This window comes from Salegentibacter flavus, assembly GCF_900115145.1.
Lineage (GTDB): Bacteria > Bacteroidota > Bacteroidia > Flavobacteriales > Flavobacteriaceae > Salegentibacter > Salegentibacter flavus.
Window position 1 is genome coordinate 160,567 of record NZ_FOVL01000003.1, and the last position, 25,623, is coordinate 186,189.

Here is a 25,623-nt window from a genome sequence, read left to right on the forward strand (position 1 = left end):
AGATTATGAAAAAAATTATAGTATTATTTCTAATGTTTCCCGCCTTTATGCAATTGCAGGCGCAATCTGAAGACAGGGAAGCTCACCGGGAACGAATTAAAGCCCTGAAAACCGCCTATATTACTCAGGAGCTTAACTTAAGTACCAAAGTAGCCGAAAAATTCTGGCCCATTTATAATGATTATGAAGCCAAGAGAAAAGATCTGCACCGCCGGGAACACGTAAATATGGACTTAAGTAATCCAGAATGTATTAGTGAAGATCAGGCAAATGGAATGCTTCAGGAATATCTTGATGTAGAAAGAGAAGAATACGTAATAAAAAAGGAGCTTTTTCGGGAACTTAGAAAAATTATTTCAGCTCAGGATATCATCAAACTTCATAAACTGGAAGATGAATTCCATAAAAAGCTAATTAAGGAATATCGCGCTAAAAAAGATCGCGATAAAACCCAGGAAGAATAAAAATATTTAGTTTTTTGGTTAGTTAGTAGTTAGAGTCCCGGTTGAGAAATCTTCCGGGGTTCTTTTTTATTTGAAATTTAGTCGAGATATTCTTCCTTTACCTGCTGCATAAGCAGTAGAATCATTCAGGAACCTCAGCGTAAAGAAGCTTTCGTCTGAAAGCTGATCCCAGTGCTCCCCCCCATCAGTGGAATACGAAATTCCTGTAAATCCGGTGGCCAGTACATATTTACCTTCACTGTTTGGCACATATCTTACACTGCTTTTATAGCCCGGTTCCTGTCCTTCTCCAACTAATTTCCAGGTTTTACCGCCATCGATCGTAATTGCTTTATTGGCCGAATTATCATCGGGATTGGTATAATCTCCACCTATGATTATTCCCTTATTTTCATCATAAAAATCTATGCTGTATCCACCTGTGGTTTCTTTTCCCTGAATAAGCGGGGTCTCAAACACCTCCCAATTTTCCCCCTTATCCGGAGAATAAAACACCCTGGATTTTTTTCCTCCGGAAAGCATCCAGGTTTTATCGCCAACAACAGCGATATTAGAATTACTGGCAGCGAAAGCGGCTTCCCCTTCTGCAACTTCCGGCAACACACTACAGTGTATTTTCTCCCAGCTCTCTCCCCCATCCCGTGTAATGATCACAGATAAACAATTTCCTGTAGGATCTCCCATTGCAATACCTTCAAGGTCATTCCAGAAGATCATAGAATCATAAAAAGCTTTTTCATGGTCTTCGCGATATACAAGTTCCATTTGCCCGGAATTTCCCGTTTTATAAAGCAAAGCGGGGCTACCTACGCTTAACACAAATACATCATTACTAGTGCTGGCCACGGCTCTGAATTCAGGAATATAATCTCCGTCTTTTAAAGCTCCGGTTTTCATTTCTCCTGTTTGACTGTTAAAAAGTCCGAAAGTTCCTTTATTTGCGGCAAAAGCCAGATTATTTCCTATGATCTCAATGGCACGAATACTTAAAGAATCGTCTTCAAAAATATTTTCGATCTCAACACTGCTGAATTCCTTCGCTTCAGGTGTTTCATATTTTTCTGATTTATCAGATTTGCAGGAAAAGCTTAGCAATAAGGCAAGGAAAAGTATTTTTTTCATTTGGAATTTAATTTCGGTCATAGTGCCCTTTAAGGGATTTTGACCAAAGATAAATTTTTCTGAAGATAAACTGCCACAGAACAAGCTCACGAGATAACCAAAATTGAGATAATAGTTGAATTTAGAACTAAACCTTGGATTTTCTGAATCTCGATTATCGAGTAAAAAAACCTACCTTTGCAGCCTTAAAATTTGATTATGCGTTTACACAGAAATTTGGTTTTTGCAACCCTTGATGCCCTTTCAGAAATTTTCAACGAAGGCGCTTATGCCGATAAAGTGATAGCAAAAACCCTAAAGCGCGATAAACGCTGGGGAGCTCGGGATCGCGGTTTTATTGCTGAAACCACTTACGAAATCGTGAGATGGAAAAGGCTTTATGCTGAAATAGCCGAGGTTAAAGAACCCTTTGACCGCGAAAACCTATTTAGAATTTTTACCGTTTGGGCCACACTTCGCGGAATAAAATTACCCGATTGGCCACAATTTGAAGGAACACCAACCCGCCGAATTAAAGGTAAATTTGACAGCCTGAGTAAAATCAGGAAAATGCGCGAGTCTATTCCGGATTGGTTAGACGAAGTAGGCGTAGCCGAACTGGGAGAAAAAACCTGGGAAAAAGAAATCGCTGCATTAAACCAACAAGCGCCTGTGCTACTTCGGGTAAACACCCTGAAAACCACACCCGAAAAACTTCAGCAATTATTAAAAGAAGAAGAAATCATTGTCCACAAAATAAAAGGTTATCCTGAAGCTTTACAGTTAGAAGAGCGGGCCAACGTTTTCCAAACTCAGGCCTTTAAAGACGGACTTTTTGAAGTGCAGGATGCCTCTTCTCAACTCGTCGCTCATTTCCTGGAGGTAAAACCCGGAATGCGCGTAGTAGATACCTGCGCCGGTGCCGGAGGAAAAACACTTCACCTGGCCGCACTTATGGAAAATAAAGGCCAGATAATCGCTACGGATATCTACGGAAATAAACTTAAGGAATTAAAACGTCGTGCCAAACGGGCCGGAGCTCACAACATCGAACCCCGCGAAATTGATAGCACCAAAGTCATCAAGAAATTATACAACACCGCAGATCGGGTTTTAATTGATGCCCCTTGTAGCGGACTTGGAGTCCTTAGCCGAAATCCTGATGCCAAATGGAAATTGCAACCTGAGTTTATAGATAATATTAAAAAGACGCAGGCTGAAATTATCGCCAAATATTCCAAAATCCTGAAACCAGGAGGTAAAATGGTCTATGCCACCTGTTCTATTCTCCCTTCTGAAAATCAGCAGCAGGTAGAATTCTTCCTGGCTTCAGATGAAGGTAAGGACTTCAAGTTGGTAAAGGACCAAAAGCTTCTTTCTTCAGAAACAGGATTTGACGGATTTTATATGGCCCTATTGGAAAAGAAGGAATAATCTCAGTTCATTTTTGCTGCCTTAAAAATACTCCCAGGGGAAAAACCCTTGGGTGATTTTACCCGTTTTTTATAGGAAACTCTTTTTCGTTTTGAATTTTTTTAATTTCAGAATATGAAACCAGCACGCTGCTGGACCCAAAAATGGCAACAACCAGGCGGATGGTTATGAGCTTGTGCTTAATTGGCAAATTGGGATTAAAATTATAGACAAATGAAAAAACTACTTCTTCCCTTTCTCCTGTTATTATTTGCATGTTCTGATGAAGATCCGGCTTTAGAAATTCCACTCGAAGCAGAAGAGAAATTTTCTGATGAAATTTTCTTTTCAGAATATATTGAAGGTAGCTCTTTCAACAAAGCTCTGGAAATCGTAAACCTAACCGGGGAAACCATTGACCTGGAAGCCGAAACTTATTCCATTAAAAAACAGCAAAATGGCAGTGGCGACTGGATGAGCGAACTTATGCTTACCGGAGAAATTACTAAAAACGATGTCTTTGTAATTTCAAATGAGTCGGCTGATATTCCTGAATTAATCGAAAATGCCGATCAACTAAAAACCGGTTCTCCACTTGATTTTAACGGCAACGACCCTATCGGGCTTTTCAAAGATGGAGAATTGATCGATGTAATTGGCGAGACTGCTAATGCTGATGATTTTGCGAAAGACCAGACTTTGCGAAGAAAAAAATCTATTACCGAACCTTCCAAAACCTATAATAATCAGCATTGGGAAGTCCTGGAACTTAATACCATCGATGATTTAGGGAAATATTAATTATCAGGATTTAAGGCTTTGTATTGATAGTTAAAAATCACAATAATTCACATATGTATTCTCCTGAAAAAACCTAAATTTGTGTTTTCTCAAACAACACAAAACAACCTGGAATGATCCTTTTCTTCGGAACCCAATCTGCCAAGGTTTATGCGGTAGAAACGCATACCACCCTTTCGGCGCAAGACATCACTAAATTAAACTGGCTTTTCGGAAATACCCAAGAACTCAACAAATCTGCCCTGGCAGATTTTTTTGTTGGGCCCCGTGCCGCCATGATTACGCCCTGGAGCACCAATGCCGTGGAGATTACCCAGAATATGGGAATAAAAGGCATAATCCGCATCGAGGAGTTTATGAAAGTGGATAAGAATTTTCACGATTTTGATCCTATGCTTTCTCAGAAATATGAAAAACTGGACCAGGATATTTTCGATATTCATATCAATCCTGAACCAATCATGGAAATCGATAATATCGAAGCCTATAACCAAAAAGAAGGACTGGCTCTAAATCCGGAGGAGGTAACTTACCTCGAAAATCTGGCTAAAAAATTAGGAAGAAAACTAACCGATTCTGAAGTTTTCGGATTCTCTCAGGTTAATTCAGAACACTGTCGTCATAAGATCTTCAACGGCACTTTCGTGATTGATGGAGAAGAAAAACCTATTTCCCTTTTCAAAATGATCAGGCAAACATCAGAAGAAAATCCAAACGACATTGTTTCGGCATATAAAGATAATGTAGCCTTTGTAAAAGGTCCACGCGTGCAGCAATTTGCACCAAAAAAACCCGATGTTCCAGAGTATTATGAGAACAAGGATTTCGATTCAGTAATATCGATAAAAGCTGAAACCCATAACTTCCCAACTACCGTAGAACCTTTTAATGGCGCTGCAACCGGAAGTGGTGGGGAAATTCGGGACAGGCTTGCAGGTGGAAAAGGCTCTTTACCGCTTGCAGGAACCGCTGTTTATATGACGTCTTATTCCAGGATGGATGAAAATCGTTCCTGGGAAAAAGGAATGGCCGAGCGGGAATGGCTCTACCAAACCCCTATGGATATTTTAATAAAGGCATCAAATGGTGCTTCAGATTTTGGAAATAAATTCGGGCAGCCACTTATCGCAGGTTCTGTACTCACCTTCGAACATGCTGAGCATAACCGAAGCCTGGGCTACGACAAAGTAATTATGCTGGCTGGTGGAATAGGCTACGGAAAAGCAGACCAGGCACAAAAAGACGTTCCGAAAAAAGGCGATAAAATAGTAGTTCTGGGAGGTGAAAATTACCGCATTGGGATGGGGGGTGCCGCAGTGTCCTCTGCCGATACCGGCGAATTTGGCAGCGGCATAGAGTTAAACGCTATTCAAAGAGCCAACCCTGAAATGCAAAAACGCGCCGCCAATGCCATACGCGGAATGGTGGAAAGTAAAGAAAATCCAATTGTTTCTATCCACGATCACGGAGCCGGGGGACATTTGAACTGTCTTAGCGAATTAGTAGAAGAAACAGGCGGCAAAATTGACATGGATGCTTTACCCATTGGAGATCCAACCCTTTCAGCAAAAGAAATTATTGGAAATGAATCCCAGGAACGCATGGGACTGGTAATTGGGGAAAGCAATCTGGAAATTCTTCACAAAGTTGCCGATCGGGAACGCTCACCAATATACGAAGTTGGAGATGTAACCGGCGATCATAGATTCACCTTTGAAGGGAAAAAATCCGGGCAAAAACCGATGGATCTTGAGCTTGGAGACATGTTCGGGAGTTCGCCACAAACCGTTATGACCGATAAAACCGTTCAAAGAGATTACGATGCAGTAAATTATGCGTCCGATAAAATATACGAATATCTAGAACAGGTGCTTCAGCTGGAAGCTGTAGCCTGTAAAGACTGGCTTACCAACAAGGTAGATCGATGTGTTTCGGGCCGTGTGGCCAAGCAGCAAACTGCCGGTCCTTTGCAACTTCCACTAAATAATTGTGGAGTGATGGCCCTGGATTACAACGGAAAAGAAGGGGTTGCCACCTCCATTGGCCACTCCCCTGTTTCGGCACTGGTTGATCCTGTTGCCGGTTCAAAAAATTCTATCGCTGAGGCCCTTTCCAATATTGTTTGGGCACCGCTCGAGAAGAGTTTAAAATCTATTTCTCTCTCTGCAAACTGGATGTGGCCCTGCAACAATGAAGGCGAAGATGCTAGATTATATGAGGCGGTAAAAGGAGTTTCAGATTTCGCGATCTCCCTGGGTATTAATGTGCCTACCGGGAAGGATTCGCTTTCTATGAAGCAAAAATATAAGGATGGTGAAGTTATATCTCCCGGAACAGTAATTATTTCAGCGGCGGGGCATTGTGATGATATCAGCAAAACTGTGGAACCTGTTTTACAGAAAAACGGTGGAGCTATCTATTATATCAATTTGTCTCAGGATTCCTTCAAACTTGGGGGATCTTCTTTTGCCCAGATTCTTAATAAAGTGGGAAATGAAGTCCCAACTATCAAAGACGATAAAAAATTCGCTGAAGCTTTTAATGCAATTCAAAGTCTTGTCAAAAACGACCAAATTCTTGCCGGCCACGATGTGGCTTCAGGAGGTTTGATCACCAGTCTTTTGGAAATGTGTTTTGCAGATGTAGATCTTGCAGCGGAATTTGATCTTTCATCCCTGAATGAAAAAGATTCGGTTAAACTGCTCTTCAGTGAAAACTGCGGAATTATTTTTCAAGCAAAAGATGCTTCTGCTGAAGCTATTCTGAAAGAAAAAAACATCGAATTCTTTAAAATTGGAAAAGTCATTGAAGGAGATACGGTTTCCATCATAAACGGGGAAGAAAAGCTAAGCTTTAATATTCCGGAATTGAGAGATATCTGGTACAAGACTTCCTTCCTTCTGGACAGAAAACAAAGCGGAATAGATAAAGCCACCGAGCGTTATGACAATTATAAAAAGCAACCACTGGAATTCAATTTTCCGAAGAATTTCAGCGGCCAACTCCCTTCCTTCGAAGGAACCAGAATAAAAGCGGCCATCCTTAGAGAAAAAGGGTCAAATTCTGAACGGGAAATGGCGCGGGCAATGTACCTCGCAGGATTCGATGTGAAGGACGTACATATGACCGATTTGATCTCGGGTCGGGAAACTCTTGAGGATATACAATTTATCGCAACTGTGGGAGGATTCTCTAATTCTGATGTGCTGGGAAGCGCAAAAGGATGGGCGGGGGCTTTCCTTTATAATGATAAGGCTAAAGAAGCACTGGAGAATTTCTTCAGAAGAAAAGATACTTTGTCCCTGGGTGTTTGTAACGGCTGCCAGTTATTTATTGAATTAGGCTTGATTAATGCCGAACATGATCAAAAGCCAAAGATGCTCCATAACGAATCCCATAAGTTTGAATGCAACTTCACTTCCGTAGAAATTCAGGAAAACAATTCAGTGATGCTTTCAAATATGGCAGGTAGCAAACTGGGAATTTGGGCCGCTCATGGAGAAGGAAAATTCAGTTTCCCTTATGAAGAAGAGCAGTATGATATTCCGGCGAAATACGGCTATGAAGGTTATCCTGCAAATCCGAATGGTTCACATTACAATGCTGCCATGCTTACCGATAAAACAGGAAGACACCTTGTGATGATGCCTCATCTGGAACGTTCTACTTTCCCATGGAACTGGGCGTATTATCCTGAAGATAGAAAAGATAAAGTTTCCCCCTGGCTGGAAGCTTTTGTAAATGCCAGAAAATGGCTGGATAAGAAATGATTAATTTCTTTTTAAAACGAACCCCGTAGAAAAATTCTCTACGGGGTTTTTTATTTTTATAAAAAACACAATGAATTGATTTTAAATTTATTACAAAGGCTTACGCCTATTATAATAATGTTTGAATTTAATTTAATCGGTCTTCTTTCATTAAGTTTTTTCAATACTTCTTAATATATCTTTGTCTATTTTAAAAATTCAATTTGAAATAGCTTGCAATTTTCCTATTTTGCAAGGGATTTATTAATACCACACAAATGAACCAACCCAAAAGACTTTTTGACTTTCCATATTATCAGCTGGAAAACTTTCCTCTGGAAAAATCCCTGGTAACAAAATACGACGGACAGTGGAAGTCCCTATCAACCAAACAATACATAGATCAGGCAAATAAAATTAGCCGTGGTTTATTGAGATTGGGGGTATTACCCAATGAAAAGATAGCAGTGATCTCTACCACAAACAGAAGCGAATGGAATGTACTTGACGTTGGTGTTTTGCAACTTGGTGCCCAAAACGTACCGATCTATCCTACAATTTCTGAGGAAGATTATGAATACGTTCTTAACCATAGTGAGGCTACTTATTGTTTCGTATCAGATACTGAAGTTCTTGAAAAAGTAAGATCTATACAGTCAAACACAAGACTCAAGGAAGTTTATAGCTTCGATGAGATTTCGGGATGTAAAAACTGGAAAGAGGTTCTGGAACTGGGTGAAGATAAAAGCAATCAGGAAGAAGTTGAAAAACTAAAGGAGGCTGTTAAGCCAGATGATCTGGCTACCCTTATATATACTTCCGGTACCACCGGAAGACCAAAAGGGGTTATGCTTTCACATAATAATATTACAAGTAATGTATTGGGGAGTGCCACACGTGTTCCCTTCGAGGTTGGAACTTATGTTTCACTGAGTTTTCTTCCCGTATGCCATATTTTTGAGAGAATGATTCTGTATTTATATCAGTATTATTCAGTTTCTATTCACTTTGCAGAATCTATCGAGAAGATTAGCGATAACCTTAAGGAAGTGAAACCTCACGTGATCTCTGCCGTTCCTCGAGTTCTGGAAAAAGTTTATGATAAAATAATAGCAAAAGGCTCTACCGTAGGAGGAATCAAACAAAAGCTTTTCTTCTGGGCTGTAGAACTGGGCTTAGAATATGAACCTTATGAGGCAAACGGTTGGTGGTATGAAACCCGCCTTAAACTTGCCAGAAAATTAATTTTCTCTAAATGGAAAGAAGGTTTAGGTGGTAATATTGAACTCGTAGTTTCGGGATCGGCAGCTTTACAACCTAGACTAGCACGCGTATTTGCCGCCGCAGGAATTCCGGTAATGGAAGGTTACGGCCTAACAGAAACCTCGCCCGTAATTGCGGTTAACGACCAGCGTAATTATAACTTCAGGATTGGTACTGTTGGTAAACCCCTTGAAAATGTTGAGGTAAAAATTGCCGAAGATGGGGAGATTCTCTGCAAAGGACCAAACGTAATGTTAGGCTATTACAAAGAGCCCGAAAAAACCAAGGAAGTAATAAATGATGATAATTTCTTTCATACCGGAGATATTGGAGAATTGGATAAAGATGGTTTCCTGAAGATTACCGATCGGAAAAAAGAAATGTTCAAAACTTCAGGCGGAAAATATGTAGCACCTCAAGTGCTGGAAAACACGATGAAGCAATCCCGTTTTATCGAGCAGATTATGGTTATTGGCGACGGTGAAAAAATGCCGGCAGCACTGGTTCAGCCTAATTTCGAATTTATTCAGGAATGGGCGAAAAGGAAAAATATTGACCTGGGAGACGGTTCCTATAAAGTCATCGCCGAAAGTGACCGCGTAAAAGAAAGAATTATGGAAGAGGTAGATTTCTATAACGAGAAATTCGGAAAATGGGAAAGAGTAAAGGTCATTGAGCTAACTCCAGAGGTCTGGGGAATAGATGAAGGCCACCTCACGCCTACTATGAAACTAAAACGTAGAAATATTAAAGAAATCTATAAAGACAAGTACAACAAGATTTACGGTTATGATTAATCGATAAAGTTTTTATTAAATTCCAGTTAAAACTCTCCCTAAAAGGAGAGTTTTTTTATGTAATTCCCTTAAATTTAAGATTCCCCTCTTCTACCTTTCGATTTTTGCTGATTTATTATGCGTGCATAATATTTTTTCTTAACTTTGGGAATCAAGTATCAAAAATGAAGGAAAAAACGATAGATTATGTTTTGCGTGCCACCTGGATGGCAGTTTCAAAGATGTATAATGAAGAAGCCGGAAAGGCCGGTAGTACGATGGCCACCGGTTTCGCTCTTTTAAGCATCGATCCGGAAACCGGCACCCCTTCTACTTCACTGGGTCCCAAAATGGGAATGGAAGCTACCAGTCTTTCCAGGATATTAAAGACCATGGAAGATAAAGGCCTTATTCTACGCCGGAAGAACCCAAAAGACGGGAGGAGCGTTCTTATTCACTTAACCGATTTTGGTCGGGAGATGCGTGATTACTCCAAAAAGGTCGTGTTAAGATTTGATGAGGCGGTAAAGGAATCGGTTTCTGAAGAGGATCTGAAAACCTTTATTGAAGTTGCCAATACCATAATGGATCTGATTTCAGAAAAAAAGATCTATAAAGAAGAAATTAAACTGAAACATTGATTTAGAACTTATCAGCTGGAAAAAGCTGAAACATTAAATAAAGAAACGAAAACCTTATAGTAAAATTTGACTAACAACATGAAAAGAAGAATCAATAAAGTGGCCGTAATAGGCTCCGGAATTATGGGGAGCGGGATTGCCTGTCACTTTGCCAATATTGGCGTAGAAGTACTCCTGCTGGACATTGTGCCCCGGGAACTGAATGAAAAGGAAAAGAAAAAAGGGCTAACTCTGGAGGATAAGGAAGTTAGAAACCGGTTGGTTAACGAGTCGTTGCAAAGCGCTTTAAAATCTAAACCTTCTCCAATCTATCACCAAAAATTTGCCAACCGTATCGAAACTGGAAACCTGGAAGATGATATATCGAAAGTTTCAGAAGCAGACTGGATTATAGAGGTTGTTGTAGAACGTCTGGACATTAAAAAGAAGGTCTTTGATGACCTGGAAAAACACCGCAAACCAGGAACTCTTATTACTTCAAATACTTCGGGAATTCCAATTCACCAAATGAATGAAGGCCGCAGTGATGATTTTAAAAAGCATTTTTGTGGAACCCATTTCTTTAATCCGCCCCGTTATCTTAGATTATTCGAAATTATTCCCGGGCCAGATACTTCAGAAGAGGTCCTTGATTTCCTTAATGAATATGGAGAAAAATTCCTCGGAAAAAAATCGGTGGTAGCTAAAGATACCCCGGCATTTATTGGAAACCGGGTAGGAATTTTCAGTATAATGAGCCTTTTCCATATGGTTAAAGATATGGGAATGACCATTGAGGAAGTCGATAAACTTACCGGGCCCGTAATTGGGCGCCAAAAATCTGCCACCTTTAGAACAGTTGATGTGGTAGGACTGGATACTTTAGTGCACGTGGCCAACGGACTGCATAAAGGAGTACCAGAAGATGAAGAACATGAACTTTTTGCCTTGCCGGATTTTATCCAGACAATGGTGGACAACGAATGGTACGGCAGCAAAAGCGGCCAAGGATTTTATAAGAAAATAAAAAACGAGGATGGTTCCAGTACCATAAAGTCATTGGATCTGGACTCTTTGGAATATCGCGACCAGAAAAAAGCTTCTTTCGCTACGCTGGAAGAAACTAAAAGCATAGACAATGTAGAGGACCGTTTTGAGGTTTTGATCAACGGAAAAGATAAAGCCGGAGAATTTTACCGAAAAAGTTTCGGGGCGCTTTTCGCCTATGTTTCCCATCGAATCCCGGAGATTACTGACGAGCTCTATAAAATAGATGACGCGATGAAAGCTGGATTTGGCTGGGAACACGGTCCCTTCCAGATCTGGGATGCCGTTGGGGTAAAAAAAGGAATCGAACTTATTGAAGCCGAAGGCAAAAAACCTGCCGCCTGGGTAAATGAAATGCTGGAAAGCGGCAAGGAATCATTTTATACCGTTAAGGAAGGGAATACCTATTTCTATGATATTCCTAAAAAGGAACACGTAAAAATCCCTGGCCAGGATGCTTTTATCATTCTTGACAACATCCGGGAATCCAAAGAAGTATTCAAAAATAGCGGAGTTGTGGTTGAAGATCTTGGGGACGGAATCCTAAATGTTGAATTCCGAAGCAAAATGAATGCTATTGGTGGTGATGTCCTTGATGGAATCAATAAGGCTATAGATATTGCTGAAAAAGATTACCAGGGATTAGTAGTTGCCAATAATGGGAAGAATTTCTCTGTTGGTGCCAATATCGGGATGATCTTTATGATGGCTGTGGAACAGGAATATGAAGAGCTGAATATGGCTGTGAAATATTTCCAGGACACAATGATGCGTATGCGCTACTCCTCCATCCCAACCGTGGCTGCACCGCACACGATGACTCTGGGAGGCGGTTGTGAACTTTCCATGCATGCCGATAAAGTAGTGGCAGCAGCCGAAACTTACATTGGATTAGTTGAATTTGGGGTTGGGGTAATTCCCGGCGGCGGTGGTTCTAAAGAAATGACCGTTCGTGCTGCAGATACTTTTGAAAAAGACGATGTAGAATTAAACCGATTAAGAGAACACTTCCTAACTATTGGGATGGCTAAGGTTTCAACCTCTGCTTATGAAGCTTACGATCTTAATATCCTTCAAAAAGGTAAAGATATCGTGGTGGTCAATCCAAACAGGCAATTGGCAATAGCTAAAAAACATGCCCTGTTAATGGCTGAAAATGGTTACACGAAACCTATTCTCCGTACCGATATAAAAGTATTAGGGAAACAGGCTTTAGGAGCTTTCTTAGTAGGGACAGACCAGATGAACGCCGGGAAATATATTAGCGACCACGATAAAAAGATTGCTAACAAACTGGCATATGTAATGGCCGGTGGAGATCTTTCTGAACCGCAAATGGTAAGTGAGCAATATCTACTCGACCTGGAACGCGAAGCATTCCTTTCCCTAACCGGAGAGCGCAAAACGCTGGAAAGACTTCAGCATATGTTGAAGAAAGGGAAACCGCTACGTAATTAATCGTATAGTGTATAATGTAGATTGTAAGGATATGATTATCAAATAACAATCAACATTATAACTAAGAAATTCAATACACATTATACAAAATACAATATACAATGAAGACAGCATACATAGTAAAAGCATACAGAACAGCCGTGGGGAAAGCTCCCCGTGGCGTGTTCAGATTTAAGCGGCCTGATGATCTGGCAGCAGAAACTATAGAATATATGATGAAACAATTACCCGATTTTGACAAAACCCGAATCGATGATGTGATTGTTGGAAACGCAATGCCCGAAGCCGAACAAGGTTTAAACGTAGGCCGTTTGATCTCTTTAATGAGCCTGGATACCGATAAGGTTCCGGGGATGACGGTTAACCGTTATTGTGCCTCAGGGCTGGAGACCATAGCAATTGCCTCTGCGAAGATCCAAAGCGGAATGGCCGATTGTATTATCGCCGGTGGTGCCGAAAGTATGAGCTATATCCCAATGGGAGGTTACAAACCGGTACCTAATTATAAAACTGCCAAAGAAGGAAATGAAGATTATTACTGGGGTATGGGACTTACTGCGGAAGCCGTAGCTGAAAAATACAAGGTTTCCCGTGAAGATCAGGATGAATTTGCCTTCAACTCACACCAAAAAGCGCTAAAAGCACAGGAAGAAAACCGATTTCAGGATCAAATAGTTCCCATTGACGTTGAAGAAACTTTTGTTGGGAAAGATGGTAAGAAACAAACTAAATCTTATACTGTAACCAAAGATGAAGGTCCCAGAGCCGATACTTCCAAGGAAGTTTTAGGGAAACTAAGACCTGTTTTTGCCGAAGGTGGAAGCGTAACTGCAGGTAACTCTTCACAAATGAGCGATGGCGCTGCCTTTGTAATGGTAATGAGTGAAGAAATGGTAAAGGAATTCAATCTGGAACCTATCGCCCGACTGGTTAGTTATACTCCTGTTGGAGTTCCGCCAAGAATAATGGGAATCGGGCCAGTAGAAGCAATTCCGAAAGCATTAAAACAAGCCGGATTAAAACAAGATGACATGCAGCTCATTGAACTTAATGAAGCTTTTGCATCACAATCCCTGGCAGTAATCAGGGAACTGGGCTTAGATCCTGACAAGGTTAACCCTAACGGAGGTGCAATTTCTATGGGGCACCCGCTGGGTTGTACCGGAGCAAAACTTTCGGTGCAAATCTTTGATGAAATGCGCAAACGCAACTTGAAAGACAAATACGCCATGGTGACAATGTGTGTTGGAACCGGACAGGGAGCTGCGGGCATATACGAAATCTTGTCATAGAAAAAAGAAGAGAGATAGAAGAGTTTCAAAAAATGACAATGGGTTTCAAAATGGCTTATAATGTCTATTTTCTTTCTTCTCTTTTCTCTATTCTAATCCAAAAGCAAAAAATTAAAATAACAATACCAAACAATGGAAACAACAGAAAATAAAAAAGAACTTCTGCGCGGTGGGCAATTCCTGGTTAAGGAGACCAAGGCAGAAGACATATTTACCCCGGAAGATTTTTCGGAAGAGCAAAAAATGATGCGCGATTCGGTTAAGGAATTTGTAGATCGCGAGATCTGGCCGAAAAAAGATGAATTTGAAAATAAAAATTACGCGCTTACCGAAGAAGTAATGCAAAAAGCCGGGGAACTTGGTTTCCTTGGAGTAGCAGTACCGGAAGAATATGATGGCCTTGGAATGGGCTTCGTTTCTACTATGTTGGTTTGCGATTATATTTCGGGAGCCACAGGTTCTATTGCTACTGCTTTTGGTGCGCACACGGGGATTGGCACTTTGCCAATTCTACTTTATGGAACCGAAGAGCAACGAAAGAAATATGTTCCGAAGTTATCTACGGGAGAATGGTTTGGTGCCTATTGTTTAACAGAACCCGGTGCAGGAAGTGACGCCAACTCAGGGAAAACAAAAGCTGAGCTTACCGAGGACGGCAAACATTACAAGATAAACGGGCAGAAGATGTGGATCTCCAATGCGGGCTTTGCAGATGTGTTTATCGTATTTGCTCGAATTGAGGATGATAAGTACATTACCGGTTTCATCGTAGAATACGATAAGGAAAATCCAAATGGAATTACCTTTGGCGAAGAAGAGAAAAAACTCGGAATTCACTCCTCCTCTACCCGACAGGTATTTTTCAACGATACAACAATTCCTGCCGAAAATATGCTATCCGAGCGTGGAAACGGATTTAAAATAGCGATGAATGCGTTGAATGTTGGTAGAATTAAATTGGCTTCAGCAACTCTGGATGCTCAAAGAAGGGTGACCGATGTAGCTATAAAATATGCCAATGACAGGGTTCAATTTAAGACGCCAATTGCGAAATTCGGAGCTATCAAACTAAAATTAGCAGAGATGGCCACTTCCGCCTGGGTTGGAGAAGCTGCCACCTACCGAGCTGCGAAGATGATAGAAAACAGGATCAGCCTACGCATGGAAAATGGGGAATCCCACGCCGATGCTGAATTAAAAACTTTTGAAGAGTACGCTATAGAATGTTCTATCCTGAAGGTTGCTTGTTCAGAAGATATTCAGAATTGCAGCGACGAGGGTATACAGATATTTGGAGGTATGGGCTTTTCGGCCGATACACCTATGGAATCCGCCTGGAGAGATGCCAGGATCGCAAGGATCTACGAAGGCACCAATGAGATCAACCGAATGCTGGCCGTGGGAATGTTGATTAAAAAAGCGATGAAAGGCCACGTAGACCTTCTTGGACCAGCCCAGGCTGTCGGCGATGAACTAACAGGAATTCCTTCTATGGACAAACCTGATTATTCAGAATTGTTTGCAGAAGAAAAGGAAATGGTTAAAAAACTTAAAAAAGTATTTCTTATGGTTGCCGGAAGTGCTGTTCAAAAATTTGGGGAAGACCTCGAAGAACATCAGCAATTGCTTTTGGCGGCTTCTGATATCCTGATAGAAACCTATATGGCCGAATCAGGAATTCTTAGAGCAGAGAAAAATGCAAAGCGCTTTGGAGAAGATCAGCAAAAGGAACAGATCCAAATGGCGAAGCTCTACCTCTACCACGCAGTAGATACTGTTAACCAAAAAGCCAAAGAAGGTATCGCCTCTTTCGCAGAGGGAGATGAACAACGAATGATGCTTATGGGCCTTAAACGCTTCACCAAATATGAAAATATGCCAAATATTGTGGAGCTTAGAAATAGCATCGCAGAAAAACTGACTTCAGAAAACAAGTATATGTTCTAAATTTCAATTAAATCTGTTTTAAAAAGGCCGTCAAATTTAGACGGTCTTTTTTATTGCTTATTTTTAAAGTTATTGCTGATAAAAATTCCGGGGATATTCAAAAAATAAGGTATGAAAAACAGTCTAACATTGGTATCCTTTCTTCTTTTCTGTTTCTTACTTCATGAAACTCCTTCATTTGCCTACCAGAAGCAGGATTCTACTGTTGTTGAAAGTGAACTTCCACCGGAAGAGAAAATAGATGAACCTGAATCTTCCAATTACATCTTGCTGGCAATAGTAATCCCACGTTGAACTAAAAGAACCTAAATTTAATGGGGATACAGATGAACCGCCTAGAAAAACTTAAACCTGGAACCAATGCATTTCGTTCCAGGTTTAAGTCTCTTTAATAATTGAAAGATTTAAAAATCGCTTAACCAGCTTTCTTCAGCACTAATTCCTTTGCTAAAATTAGCTGCTGTCTCAATAAGAGCTAAATGAGAATAAGCCTGAGGAAAATTACCGAGTAATCTTTTTGTTTTAAAATCTATATCCTCGCTAAAAAGTCCCAAATGATTACTATAACTAAGCAATTGATCAAATAGTCTTTTCGATTTTTCTCTCTGGCCTATTTTAAATAAACTGTCTATCAACCAAAAGGTACAAATAGTAAATGACGATGAGGGTTCTCCAAAATCATCTTTATTCTTATACCGATACATTAAACCGTCTTTACAGAGTTCTCTTTCTGTAGCCTCCACCGTTTTTATAAACCGTGGATCTTTCGCTTCTATAAAACCGTAGGATTCCATCAGTAAGGTAGAAGCGTCCAGATCTGTTGAGCCATAGGACTGGGTATAAGCCTGAATTTCTTCATTCCAACCATTGTTATAGATATCGGTATAAATCTCTGCCCTGAGACTCTTCCATCTGGTATCGTTAATACCCATTCGCAGCACTTCTCCTATTTTTATTGCCCGGTCTACTGCTACCCAACAAAGCAATTTTGAGAACACAAAATGTCGGTCTTCGGTACGCAATTCCCAGATTCCCTTATCGGGTTGTTGCCAGTGCTCTTCCACGATGTTCACAATACCACGTACTATCGTCCAGAGTTCTTCAGAATTTTCCAGAGAGGTCTCAAACTGAAGATACTGCTGGTAGATCACCTCCATTAAAATTCCGTAGATATCATTTTGCTTCTGAATGTAGGCCGCATTCCCCGTACGAACCGGCTGAGAGTTCTTATACCCCTTTAAATGGTCCAGGATATGTTCGGTGAGCTCCTTCTCCCCGTTAATGCCATACATTATCTGGATCTTTTCATCTTTGTTGGGGATAATATCAATTATAAACTGAAGAAATTCTTGTGCCGACTCCATATGACCTAAACCAGCCATTACTTTAATTACCATAGAGGAATCCCGAATCCAGCAAAAACGATAGTCCCAGTTTCGCTCCTCTCCTATGGTCTCCGGAAGTGAAGTGGTAGCAGCTGCCAGAACTGCCCCCGATTTTTTATAGGTCAGAGCCTTTAAAACAAGGGCACTGCGCATAATTTCTTCGGAATAATGTGTATACCTGGCCGTTTTAGAACTCCAGTTCATCCAGTAGGTCTTGGTGCGCTGAAATTTAAGATAAGCCCTGTCCAGATTCTGCGGAATAAGTTTCTCGTGATAACCAACCAGGCAATAAGCATTTTGGGTTAAAGTGAGCATATTTTGCTCCTCAATATCTTTCAGTTCAAAATTGGAATAAAAAAACAGAGAATCATATTTACCTTCTTTGGTAAAACTTTTTAAATAACCTCCTTTATTCTCGGTATGAGTCTTTTCCCGGGCAAAATCCAGTTTAGGATCATATTTTATTCTGAATTCAGGCTTTCCTTTTAACAGGCGAAAAAATCTGATAATATCTGGCGGAGCATAATAAGAACCGTCTTCCCTGGGGTAGCGTGGCATAAAATCTATGAGCTGAAACGCATCAGTGCCATTATCGAAAACTGAACTAAGGATATTGGTTTCCCAAAGATATTCCTGCTCAATATTATAATCCTCAGAAACAAGAATTTCAAAATTTCCTCCTTTCTCTTCATCCAGCAGTTTGGCGAACACTCCGGCAGAGTCAAAATTTGGTAGGCAACACCAATCCAGGGATCCCGTCTTAGATACCAGGGCTGCACTTTTACAATTTCCTATAATTCCGTAATCTAAATTATCCATATAATCCTAAAGTTCTTTTAAAAGGATGGTTGTGTGCTTTGATTTTCGGAAATTTAATAAAAATCAATTCCGCAGCAACAGCATTCACATATAATTATGAGTAAAACCATCATCATATCCAACCGATTACCATTACAAATAAGCATTGAAGATAATAATCTTGAAGTAACCCCAAGCGTAGGAGGACTGGCCACCGGCCTGAAATCCTTCCACCGTGATGGCGACAGCATCTGGATAGGCTGGACCGGACTTACCGAAGAGGAAATCCCTGAAAGCCTTGCTCAGGATGTTAAGAAAAGGGCCTTGGAGGAAGCCTGTGTTTCAGTAAATCTCACAGCTGAAGAAATAGAAGGCTTTTATTATGGTTTTAGTAACAGAACCATCTGGCCGCTTTTTCATTATTTTATGGAATATACCGAAGCTGAACTAAGCTTCTGGGAGATCTACAAAAAGGTTAATCAGAAATATGCCAATGAAGTCTTGAAGCATTACCAGGAAGGTGACCAGATTTGGGTGCACGATTATCAACTCTTGCTGGTACCTAATATGATTAGGGAAAAAGCCCCTGAAGCAATTATTGGTTTTTTTAACCATATCCCCTTTCCTTCCTACGAAGTTTTCAGAACACTTCCCTGGCGGGAAGAGGTTTTGGAGGGTGTTCTTGGTGCAGACCTCATTGGATTTCACACCTATGATTATGAACGCCATTTTTTAAGTTCGGTCAGTAGAATCTTAAGGTTGCAGGTAGATTTTAATGAGGTAACCCTGCCGAATAGAATTGTAAAGGTAGATTCTTTTCCTATGGGTATAGATTACGAAAAATTTGAACAGGCAGCCCTAAACCATTTTAAGAATACTTCCGAAGAACAATCAGATCTGCAAAACAGGCTGGATCATCACCTTAAAACAACTCCCGAGGCTAAATTGATCCTGAGTATCGACAGGCTCGATTATACTAAAGGAATTGCCAACAGGATAAGAGCCTTTGAATACTTTCTGGATAGAAATCCGGAATATGTAGAGAAGGTCCGGTTAGTGATGCTGGCGGTTCCCTCCCGCTCCAATGTTCCGCAATATCAGCGACTGAAACGCGAGATTGATGAACTTGTGGGCCGTATCAACGGAAAATTCTCTACGGTAAACTGGACTCCTATCTGGTATTTTTATCGCTCTATGCCGTTTGAAAATCTGATAGACCTTTATACCTCCTGTGATGTGGCTTTACTCACCCCAATTCGGGATGGAATGAATCTGGTGGCCAAAGAATTTATTGCCACCCGCACGTATCATACGGGAGTACTTATTTTAAGTGAAATGGCCGGCGCATCCCACGAAATGAATGAAGCAATATTAATCAACCCGAACAATTTCGAACAAATCTCTTCTGCATTAAAACAAGCTTTGGAAATGCCGAAGGAAGAACAGATACAACGCAATAAAATGCTTCAGAAAAGACTGAAGCGATATAGCGTAGAAAAGTGGGCCAATGATTTTATAAAAGCTCTTAAAAACACTAAAGATAACAGGAACGACTCCCAATCCATAAAGATATCTACCAAAGTATCTTCTGAGATATTAGATACTTATAAAAATGCGAAACGTCGCATTCTCTTCCTGGATTATGATGGCACCCTGGTAAATTACACCGATAAACCTGAAAATGCCAAACCAGATAAAGAGTTGATTGAGTTAATTTCAAAATTGAACAGTGGTAACAAAACTGATGTTGTCCTAATAAGCGGAAGAGACAAACACACCCTTGGTTACTGGTGGGCGAAAACCAGCGTAGAACTCATCTCTGAACACGGCGTTTGGATAAGGAAACAAAACAGCGAATGGGAGCTTTCAGAAAATATAAAAAACGACTGGATGGAAGCTGTGCGCCCGGTAATAGAAAACTTTGTAGACCGCACCCCTGGAACTTTTATTGAAGACAAGAATTATTCTCTTGCCTGGCATTACCGTAAAGCCGATCCGGAGCTGGGGGAAATGAGAGCCAACGAACTCTCCAGTGTTTTAAAGGAGCTCATCTCTAATCATGGGCTTAGCGTTCTTGAAGGAAATAAGGTTCTCGAAATTAAAAGCAGCGATGTGAGTAAAGGCAAGGCGGCCGGCAAAAAACTTGTTGGGGAAGACTATGATTTCATATTTGCTATTGGCGATGATTGGACCGATGAATATCTTTTCAGGGAACTACCGGAAGATGCCTATACCGTAAAAGTGGGAATCAAAAATACCAGTGCCCAGTATTATGTGGAAGACACCAAAAATGTTAGAGAGATCCTTAAATTATTTGCTGATCATACTTAATCCCGTAAGTGTTAAAATCCTTGACATTTGCAAACAAAGTTTATATCAAGCTTAACTCGTAAAATATGGGCATAGCTTTAATTTGAAGTAGCTTTACCCTACGAAAAATTATAAATCAAAAATAAAAATTTAGACCCATGAAATCAGGAAAAATGTTATTAGGATTGTTATCAGGTGCGGCTGCTGGTGCTGCTATAGGATTGCTTTTCGCCCCTAAAAAAGGTACTGACACCCGTAAAGCGATTACAAAAACTGGAGACGACTATCTGGAAGGAGCAAGAAAGAATTTCAATGAATTTTCCGATTCTCTAAGCCACAAGGTTGATGCTTTAAAAGCTAAAACCAAAGCTGGTCTTTCCGACTCTAAGAGCGAAAAAAAAGTTAATGAAGCTAAGGCTGAAATTCACGAGATGAAAGCCAGTTAATTAGGTTTTTTGAACAAAGTATATAAAGCTCCGGTATTCCGGGGCTTTTTTGTTTTTAAACATAAACTTTTAAAATAGTCTAAACTTTCTGTACTTTAGGGATCTAAATTTATATGTCATATGATTTCCAAAACTACTCTGGGGATTGCGTCCCTTTTTACTCTATTCTTTACACTACAAAACCTTAAGGCCCAGCAGACCGATGACCGCATTTACCAGATTATCGAAGATGTATCGGCTGAACGCATAGAAAGCGATATCAGAACCCTGGCAGGTTTCGGAACCAGGAATACTTTTAGCGATACCGTTTCAGAAACTCGCGGTATTGGCGCCGCCCGCAGGTGGATAAAATCTGAATTTGATAGTATTTCTTCCCAATGCGATAATTGCCTGGATGTCTTTTATCAAAAAGATTTTGTTACCACCGAAGATAGCGACCGTGTACCTCACGATGCTTGGGTGGTAAATGTAGTCGCCATTCAAAAAGGTTCGAAATATCCAAATCGCTATATTCTTATGAGCGGCGATATAGATTCACGTAATTCCGATGGAAGCGATTTTGAAGGCGATGCTCCTGGCGCGAACGATAATGCCAGTGGAATGGCGGGTGCGATTGAAGCCGCAAGGGTTCTCTCAAAGTACGATTTTGAAAGCAGCATTGTTTACGTGGGACTCTCCGGAGAAGAGCAGGGCTTATTTGGCGGGCAAGGGCTCGCACAATATGCAAAAGATAATAATTGGGAGATCATAGGAGTTTTAAATAACGATATGATAGGAAATATTGAAGGAGTAGATGGAGTGATAGATAATCGTAGTTTCAGGATCTTTTCTGAACCAGTGCCTCCAACAGAAACCGAACGTGAAAGAAATATGCGTAGGTTCTATGGTGGGGAAGTCGATGGAATTTCAAGGCAACTTGCTCGTTATGTGCATAAAACAACACAAACCTATATGCCAGAAATGAACCCTATGATGATCTATCGCTTAGATCGGTTTGGTCGTGGCGGTCATCACAGACCTTTTAATGATCTTGGGTTTCCGGGAATACGAATTATGGAAGCACATGAAAACTATAATCGGCAACATCAGGATTTAAGAACCGAAGACGGCATTGATTACGGCGATGTGGTAGAAGGCGTTAATTTTGATTATGCCAAAAAACTTACGGCAGTAAATGCAATCAATATGGCTTCCCTGGCCTGGGCCCCTCCTGCACCAAATAATGTAGAAATTGGAGGTATTGTAGCTCCTTCTGCGAAATTGCGATGGGAAAAAGTAGACGGTGATATTGCCGGTTATAAAATCTATTGGCGGGATACTACCGCTCCCCAATGGCAGCATTCCAGATTTGTAGGTGATGTTAATGAATTTACTCTTGAAGGAATTGTTATTGACAATTTCTATTTTGGAGTTGCCACAGTCGGGAAGGACGGGCACGAAAGCGTGGTTGTTTTCCCTTCAGGAACCTTTAGATAATATCAACCTAAACTTAGGGATTATAAAGGATGTCTTTACAGGCATCCTTTTTTTGTGCTGTTAATAGCGAATTAACAATTCTTTGGGCAAATCTTAGTATGGTATAGCCGCTCATTTCCTTAAATTTAAAGTAACTAACCATAAACCCCTGTAAAATGGCAGAAATTAAAATTGAAAAGAAACGACCGGTCTGGCCCTGGATAATACTGATAATAGTCATCCTGGGAATTCTGGCCTATGTCTTCCTATATACTGACACTTTTAATGAAGACACAGACAATACCGACGATATAGAAGAACTCAATGACAACCGTACTATGCACAATAACCGGGACAAGCAAATAAGCTTTTCCGTAGCGCAAAGTTTGATTTCTTAACCCTGAAAAAATCAAAATTATGACCAAGAATAAGTCCAAAGAAAAACATTTATATTATCTCAGCGAATTAAAGGATTATAAGGTAGCCGGTGGTTATCCGGATATTCGGGGCTGGGAAGTAAGAGATGCCGACAAGCGCGTTATTGGCAAAGTAGATAACTTGCTAATTAACAGAAATCTTGATCGCGTGGTCTATCTTGACATAGATGTAGATCAAACCATTATAGATGCCAGGCACGATCCCTACGGCACCCCGGCAGATCCTGAAATAAAGGAATTCGTGAATGAAGAAGGACAAAACCATTTGATCATTCCTGTTGGATTGGTTGAACTTATGGAAGACGAAAAGTTTGTTTTCACCACTCGTATCAACCATCAAACCTTTGCCGAAACTAAACGTATAGAAAAAGGAGCGCACTTAAACCGGGATTACGAGAAAGCAGTTTTAAGTTCCTATAATCGGGATAAAGAACCTCTTGAAGATTCCCATGTGAAGCATAGAAAAGAAGAAGAATATGCAGATAATTCTATAGCGAACCGGTGGGATGAGGAGCACGTTGTAGAAGATGAAAATTATGACCGGGAAATAAGTAAAAGAAAGCCTGATGATCTTTTCTATGACCGCGAAGAATTTGATGGAGTTAATTACCGAAAAAATAGTTGATCTCTGTTAATTGATTAAATTAATCTGAAAATCTGAAAAGAGGAAGTCTGTTAATCTTCCTCTTTTCTGTTTTTTAGTCTATAAGTGAAAGCTGGATACGCTTTTTTTCCTTATCAACATCCAAAATTGTGACTTCTACTTGTTGATTTAATTTCACTACAGCATTTACATCGCTTACAAATTCATTGGCCAGTTTAGAAATATGAATAAGGCCACTCTCTTTGATTCCAATATCCACAAAACACCCAAAATTGGTGATATTATTAACGATTCCCGGGAGTTTCATACCTGTAGAAAGATCATCTATAGTTTTAACCGATGCGTCAAATTCAAATTCACTAAGCCCCTGCCTGGGATCTCTACCCGGTTTTTCCAGTTCAGAGAGTATATCCTTTAAGGTAGGCAGGCCAATACCCCTGGAGATATAGTGTTCGGGATTTATTTCCTGAAGAATTTTATGGTTTCCAATAAGTTCTTCTGGTTTTAAATGGTGATCGCGGGCCATCCTTTCAACAATAAAATAGCTCTCAGGATGAACCGCAGAATCATCGAGTGGGTTCTCACCGTTTTTTATTCTTATAAATCCAGCCGATTGTTCATAGGCTTTTTCTCCGAGCCTCTGTACTTTGAGCAATTCTTTTCGGCTTTTAAATGCACCGATTTTATTTCTATGAGCAATAATATTCTTAGCCAGGGACGGTCCTATCCCCGAGACATAAGAAAGCAATTCCTTGCTAGCCGTATTAACATTCACCCCCACCTTATTGACACAACTCATCACGACCGTGTCCAGTTTCTCTTTCAGCATTTTCTCATCAACCTCATGTTGATATTGCCCAACGCCAATAGAACGCGGTTCTATTTTTACAAGTTCTGCTAAAGGGTCCATAAGCCGCCTCCCTATGGAAACAGATCCCCTCACCGTAATATCGTAGCCGGGAAATTCCTCCCTTGCAAGCTTTGAAGCGGAATAAATTGAAGCTCCAGCTTCATTCACCATAAAAACTGAAACTTCGCGGTTTAAACCGGCTTTCTTTACAAACAATTCGGTTTCTCTGGCGGCCGTACCGTTTCCTATGGCTATGGCCTCAATCTTATAAGCATTAGCTAAAGATCTTATCTTAGCTGAAGCCTGACTGATTTGTTTTTGAGGAGCGTGTGGATAGATATTCTCATTATGCAACAAACTGCCCTGTTCATCCAGGCAAACTACTTTACATCCCGATTTAAACCCAGGGTCAATAGCCAAAACACGTTTAGCTCCCAAGGGTGCAGCCATTAGTAACTGTTCAAGGTTGGAAGCAAAAACCTCAATTGCAGCTCGGTCTGCTTTTTCTTTTGCAAGCTTGAGGAATTCGGTGGAAAATGAAGGTTTTAAAAGTCTCTTATAAGCATCCTCGCCAGCAAGTTCTATTTGGTTAGCCGAGAAATCTGAAGCATTCTCTTTTAAAATAGTCTTTTGAATTAATTCAAGGGCCTGCTCTTTATTTACTTCTGCCTTCAGCTTTAACAGTCCTTGCTTTTCGGCACGGTATACGGCCAGAAATCTATGAGACGGAATCCGGTTGAGGGGTTCATCAATGTTTTTCAGTCCGGAATATTTACTATTCTCTAAATTTTCGATTTCCTTTTTAACCGGTTTTGCAATTATTCTTGCATGTCGGGAATACATTTGTCGGAGTCGACGACGGAGGAAGGTATTTTCATTAATCCATTCAGCAATAATATCCCTTGCACCAGAAAAGACTTCCTCTTCAGTTGTATAATCTTCAGTTATAAATCTTGAGACAATTCTACTGGGCTCATTAAGGTTTTGCGCCATCAGCATTTTTGCCAGAACTTCAAGGCCTGCTTTTCGTGCTATATCTGCCCGGGTTTGTCTTTTCTTTCTAAACGGCAGGTACAGGTCTTCAACTTCAGAAACTGTACGAGCATTTTTAATTTGCTCTTCCAGCTCAACTGTTAGTGTGCCCTGCTCTTTTATGGCCTTGAGTACACTTTGTTTCTTTGCATCTAAATCTTTAAAGCTTTTAAACAGATCGGCGATCTGTTCTATGGCTACCTCATCCAGGTTTCCAGTAGCCTCTTTACGATAGCGGGCTATAAAGGGAATACTGGCATCCTCTTCTAATAAAGCAACAGTATTAGCTATACTTTTTTCCGGCAGACTTAACCGGGATCTTAAAAATTCTTTTAATTGCAAAAACGGAAAGTTTTAAATGTTGGTAAATATAGA

Annotated in this window: 18 protein-coding genes; 15 read left to right on the forward strand and 3 right to left on the reverse strand. The window is 40.5% G+C overall.

The genetic code is table 11. The features are described 5' to 3' along the window. The first annotated feature begins 5 nt into the window (after positions 1 to 5). Complete coding sequence (locus tag BM266_RS04245) at positions 6 to 464, forward strand: hypothetical protein (RefSeq protein ID WP_093406433.1); 459 nt, start codon at positions 6 to 8, stop codon at positions 462 to 464. A 66-nt stretch (positions 465 to 530) separates the two neighbouring features. Here BM266_RS04245 and BM266_RS04250 read toward each other — a convergent pair whose 3' ends face one another. Next, positions 531 to 1,586 carry a WD40/YVTN/BNR-like repeat-containing protein gene (locus tag BM266_RS04250; RefSeq protein ID WP_093406436.1) on the reverse strand — a complete coding sequence of 352 codons (1,056 nt, stop codon included), beginning with the start codon at positions 1,584 to 1,586 and terminating at the stop codon, positions 531 to 533. A 198-nt stretch (positions 1,587 to 1,784) separates the two neighbouring features. Between BM266_RS04250 and BM266_RS04255 the strand changes: the two genes are divergently transcribed. The 9 genes from BM266_RS04255 to BM266_RS04300 all read left to right on the forward strand — a co-directional run bounded on the left by BM266_RS04255 (position 1,785) and on the right by BM266_RS04300 (position 16,225). After that, positions 1,785 to 2,999, forward strand: coding sequence for an RsmB/NOP family class I SAM-dependent RNA methyltransferase (locus tag BM266_RS04255; protein WP_093406280.1), 1,215 nt, complete (start codon positions 1,785 to 1,787; stop codon positions 2,997 to 2,999). Positions 3,000 to 3,212: 213 nt separating this feature from the next. Then, positions 3,213 to 3,779 carry a hypothetical protein gene (locus tag BM266_RS04265; RefSeq protein WP_093406285.1) on the forward strand — a complete coding sequence of 189 codons (567 nt, stop codon included), beginning with the start codon at positions 3,213 to 3,215 and terminating at the stop codon, positions 3,777 to 3,779. A gap of 113 nt (positions 3,780 to 3,892) precedes the next feature. Continuing rightward, entirely contained in the window at positions 3,893 to 7,549 is a 3,657-nt protein-coding gene (gene purL, locus BM266_RS04270) for a phosphoribosylformylglycinamidine synthase (protein ID WP_093406288.1), read from the forward strand. Between the two features lie 257 nt (positions 7,550 to 7,806). Beyond that, on the forward strand, positions 7,807 to 9,588 hold the full coding sequence (locus tag BM266_RS04275) for an AMP-dependent synthetase/ligase (RefSeq protein WP_093406290.1): 1,782 nt from the start codon (positions 7,807 to 7,809) through the stop codon (positions 9,586 to 9,588). A gap of 164 nt (positions 9,589 to 9,752) precedes the next feature. After that, positions 9,753 to 10,208 (forward strand): MarR family winged helix-turn-helix transcriptional regulator, encoded by a 456-nt coding sequence (locus tag BM266_RS04280; RefSeq protein WP_093406293.1) that lies wholly within the window; start codon positions 9,753 to 9,755, stop codon positions 10,206 to 10,208. Between the two features lie 78 nt (positions 10,209 to 10,286). Continuing rightward, positions 10,287 to 12,692: a 3-hydroxyacyl-CoA dehydrogenase/enoyl-CoA hydratase family protein gene (locus BM266_RS04285; protein WP_093406296.1), complete on the forward strand. Its 2,406-nt coding sequence runs from the start codon at positions 10,287 to 10,289 to the stop codon at positions 12,690 to 12,692. Positions 12,693 to 12,793: 101 nt separating this feature from the next. Continuing rightward, a complete protein-coding gene (locus tag BM266_RS04290) occupies positions 12,794 to 13,984 on the forward strand; it encodes an acetyl-CoA C-acyltransferase (RefSeq protein WP_093406298.1) in 1,191 nt (396 codons plus the stop codon). Between the two features lie 132 nt (positions 13,985 to 14,116). Continuing rightward, positions 14,117 to 15,931, forward strand: a complete 1,815-nt coding sequence (locus BM266_RS04295) for an acyl-CoA dehydrogenase family protein (RefSeq protein ID WP_093406301.1) — start codon at positions 14,117 to 14,119, stop codon at positions 15,929 to 15,931. A gap of 111 nt (positions 15,932 to 16,042) precedes the next feature. Continuing rightward, positions 16,043 to 16,225 (forward strand): hypothetical protein, encoded by a 183-nt coding sequence (locus BM266_RS04300; RefSeq protein WP_093406303.1) that lies wholly within the window; start codon positions 16,043 to 16,045, stop codon positions 16,223 to 16,225. A gap of 110 nt (positions 16,226 to 16,335) precedes the next feature. Here the strand turns inward: BM266_RS04300 and BM266_RS04305 are convergent, their stop codons facing one another. Next, entirely contained in the window at positions 16,336 to 18,135 is a 1,800-nt protein-coding gene (locus BM266_RS04305; protein ID WP_093406305.1) for a glycoside hydrolase family 15 protein, read from the reverse strand. A 96-nt stretch (positions 18,136 to 18,231) separates the two neighbouring features. Between BM266_RS04305 and BM266_RS04310 the strand changes: the two genes are divergently transcribed. The 5 genes from BM266_RS04310 to BM266_RS04330 all read left to right on the forward strand — a co-directional run bounded on the left by BM266_RS04310 (position 18,232) and on the right by BM266_RS04330 (position 23,387). Then, positions 18,232 to 20,445, forward strand: coding sequence for a bifunctional alpha,alpha-trehalose-phosphate synthase (UDP-forming)/trehalose-phosphatase (locus tag BM266_RS04310; RefSeq protein ID WP_093406308.1), 2,214 nt, complete (start codon positions 18,232 to 18,234; stop codon positions 20,443 to 20,445). A 137-nt stretch (positions 20,446 to 20,582) separates the two neighbouring features. Next, complete coding sequence (locus tag BM266_RS04315; RefSeq protein ID WP_093406310.1) at positions 20,583 to 20,870, forward strand: YtxH domain-containing protein; 288 nt, start codon at positions 20,583 to 20,585, stop codon at positions 20,868 to 20,870. Between the two features lie 120 nt (positions 20,871 to 20,990). After that, the gene (locus tag BM266_RS04320; RefSeq protein WP_093406313.1) at positions 20,991 to 22,346 is read left to right on the forward strand and encodes a M28 family metallopeptidase; all 1,356 of its coding nucleotides are present in this window, start codon (positions 20,991 to 20,993) and stop codon (positions 22,344 to 22,346) included. 155 nt (positions 22,347 to 22,501) lie between these two features. Next, positions 22,502 to 22,723, forward strand: a complete 222-nt coding sequence (locus BM266_RS04325; RefSeq protein WP_093406315.1) for a hypothetical protein — start codon at positions 22,502 to 22,504, stop codon at positions 22,721 to 22,723. A gap of 19 nt (positions 22,724 to 22,742) precedes the next feature. Continuing rightward, positions 22,743 to 23,387 (forward strand): PRC-barrel domain-containing protein, encoded by a 645-nt coding sequence (locus tag BM266_RS04330; RefSeq protein ID WP_139220592.1) that lies wholly within the window; start codon positions 22,743 to 22,745, stop codon positions 23,385 to 23,387. Positions 23,388 to 23,460: 73 nt separating this feature from the next. Here BM266_RS04330 and BM266_RS04335 read toward each other — a convergent pair whose 3' ends face one another. Beyond that, positions 23,461 to 25,590 carry a Tex family protein gene (locus tag BM266_RS04335; protein ID WP_093406318.1) on the reverse strand — a complete coding sequence of 710 codons (2,130 nt, stop codon included), beginning with the start codon at positions 25,588 to 25,590 and terminating at the stop codon, positions 23,461 to 23,463. Positions 25,591 to 25,623: the final 33 nt, after the last annotated feature.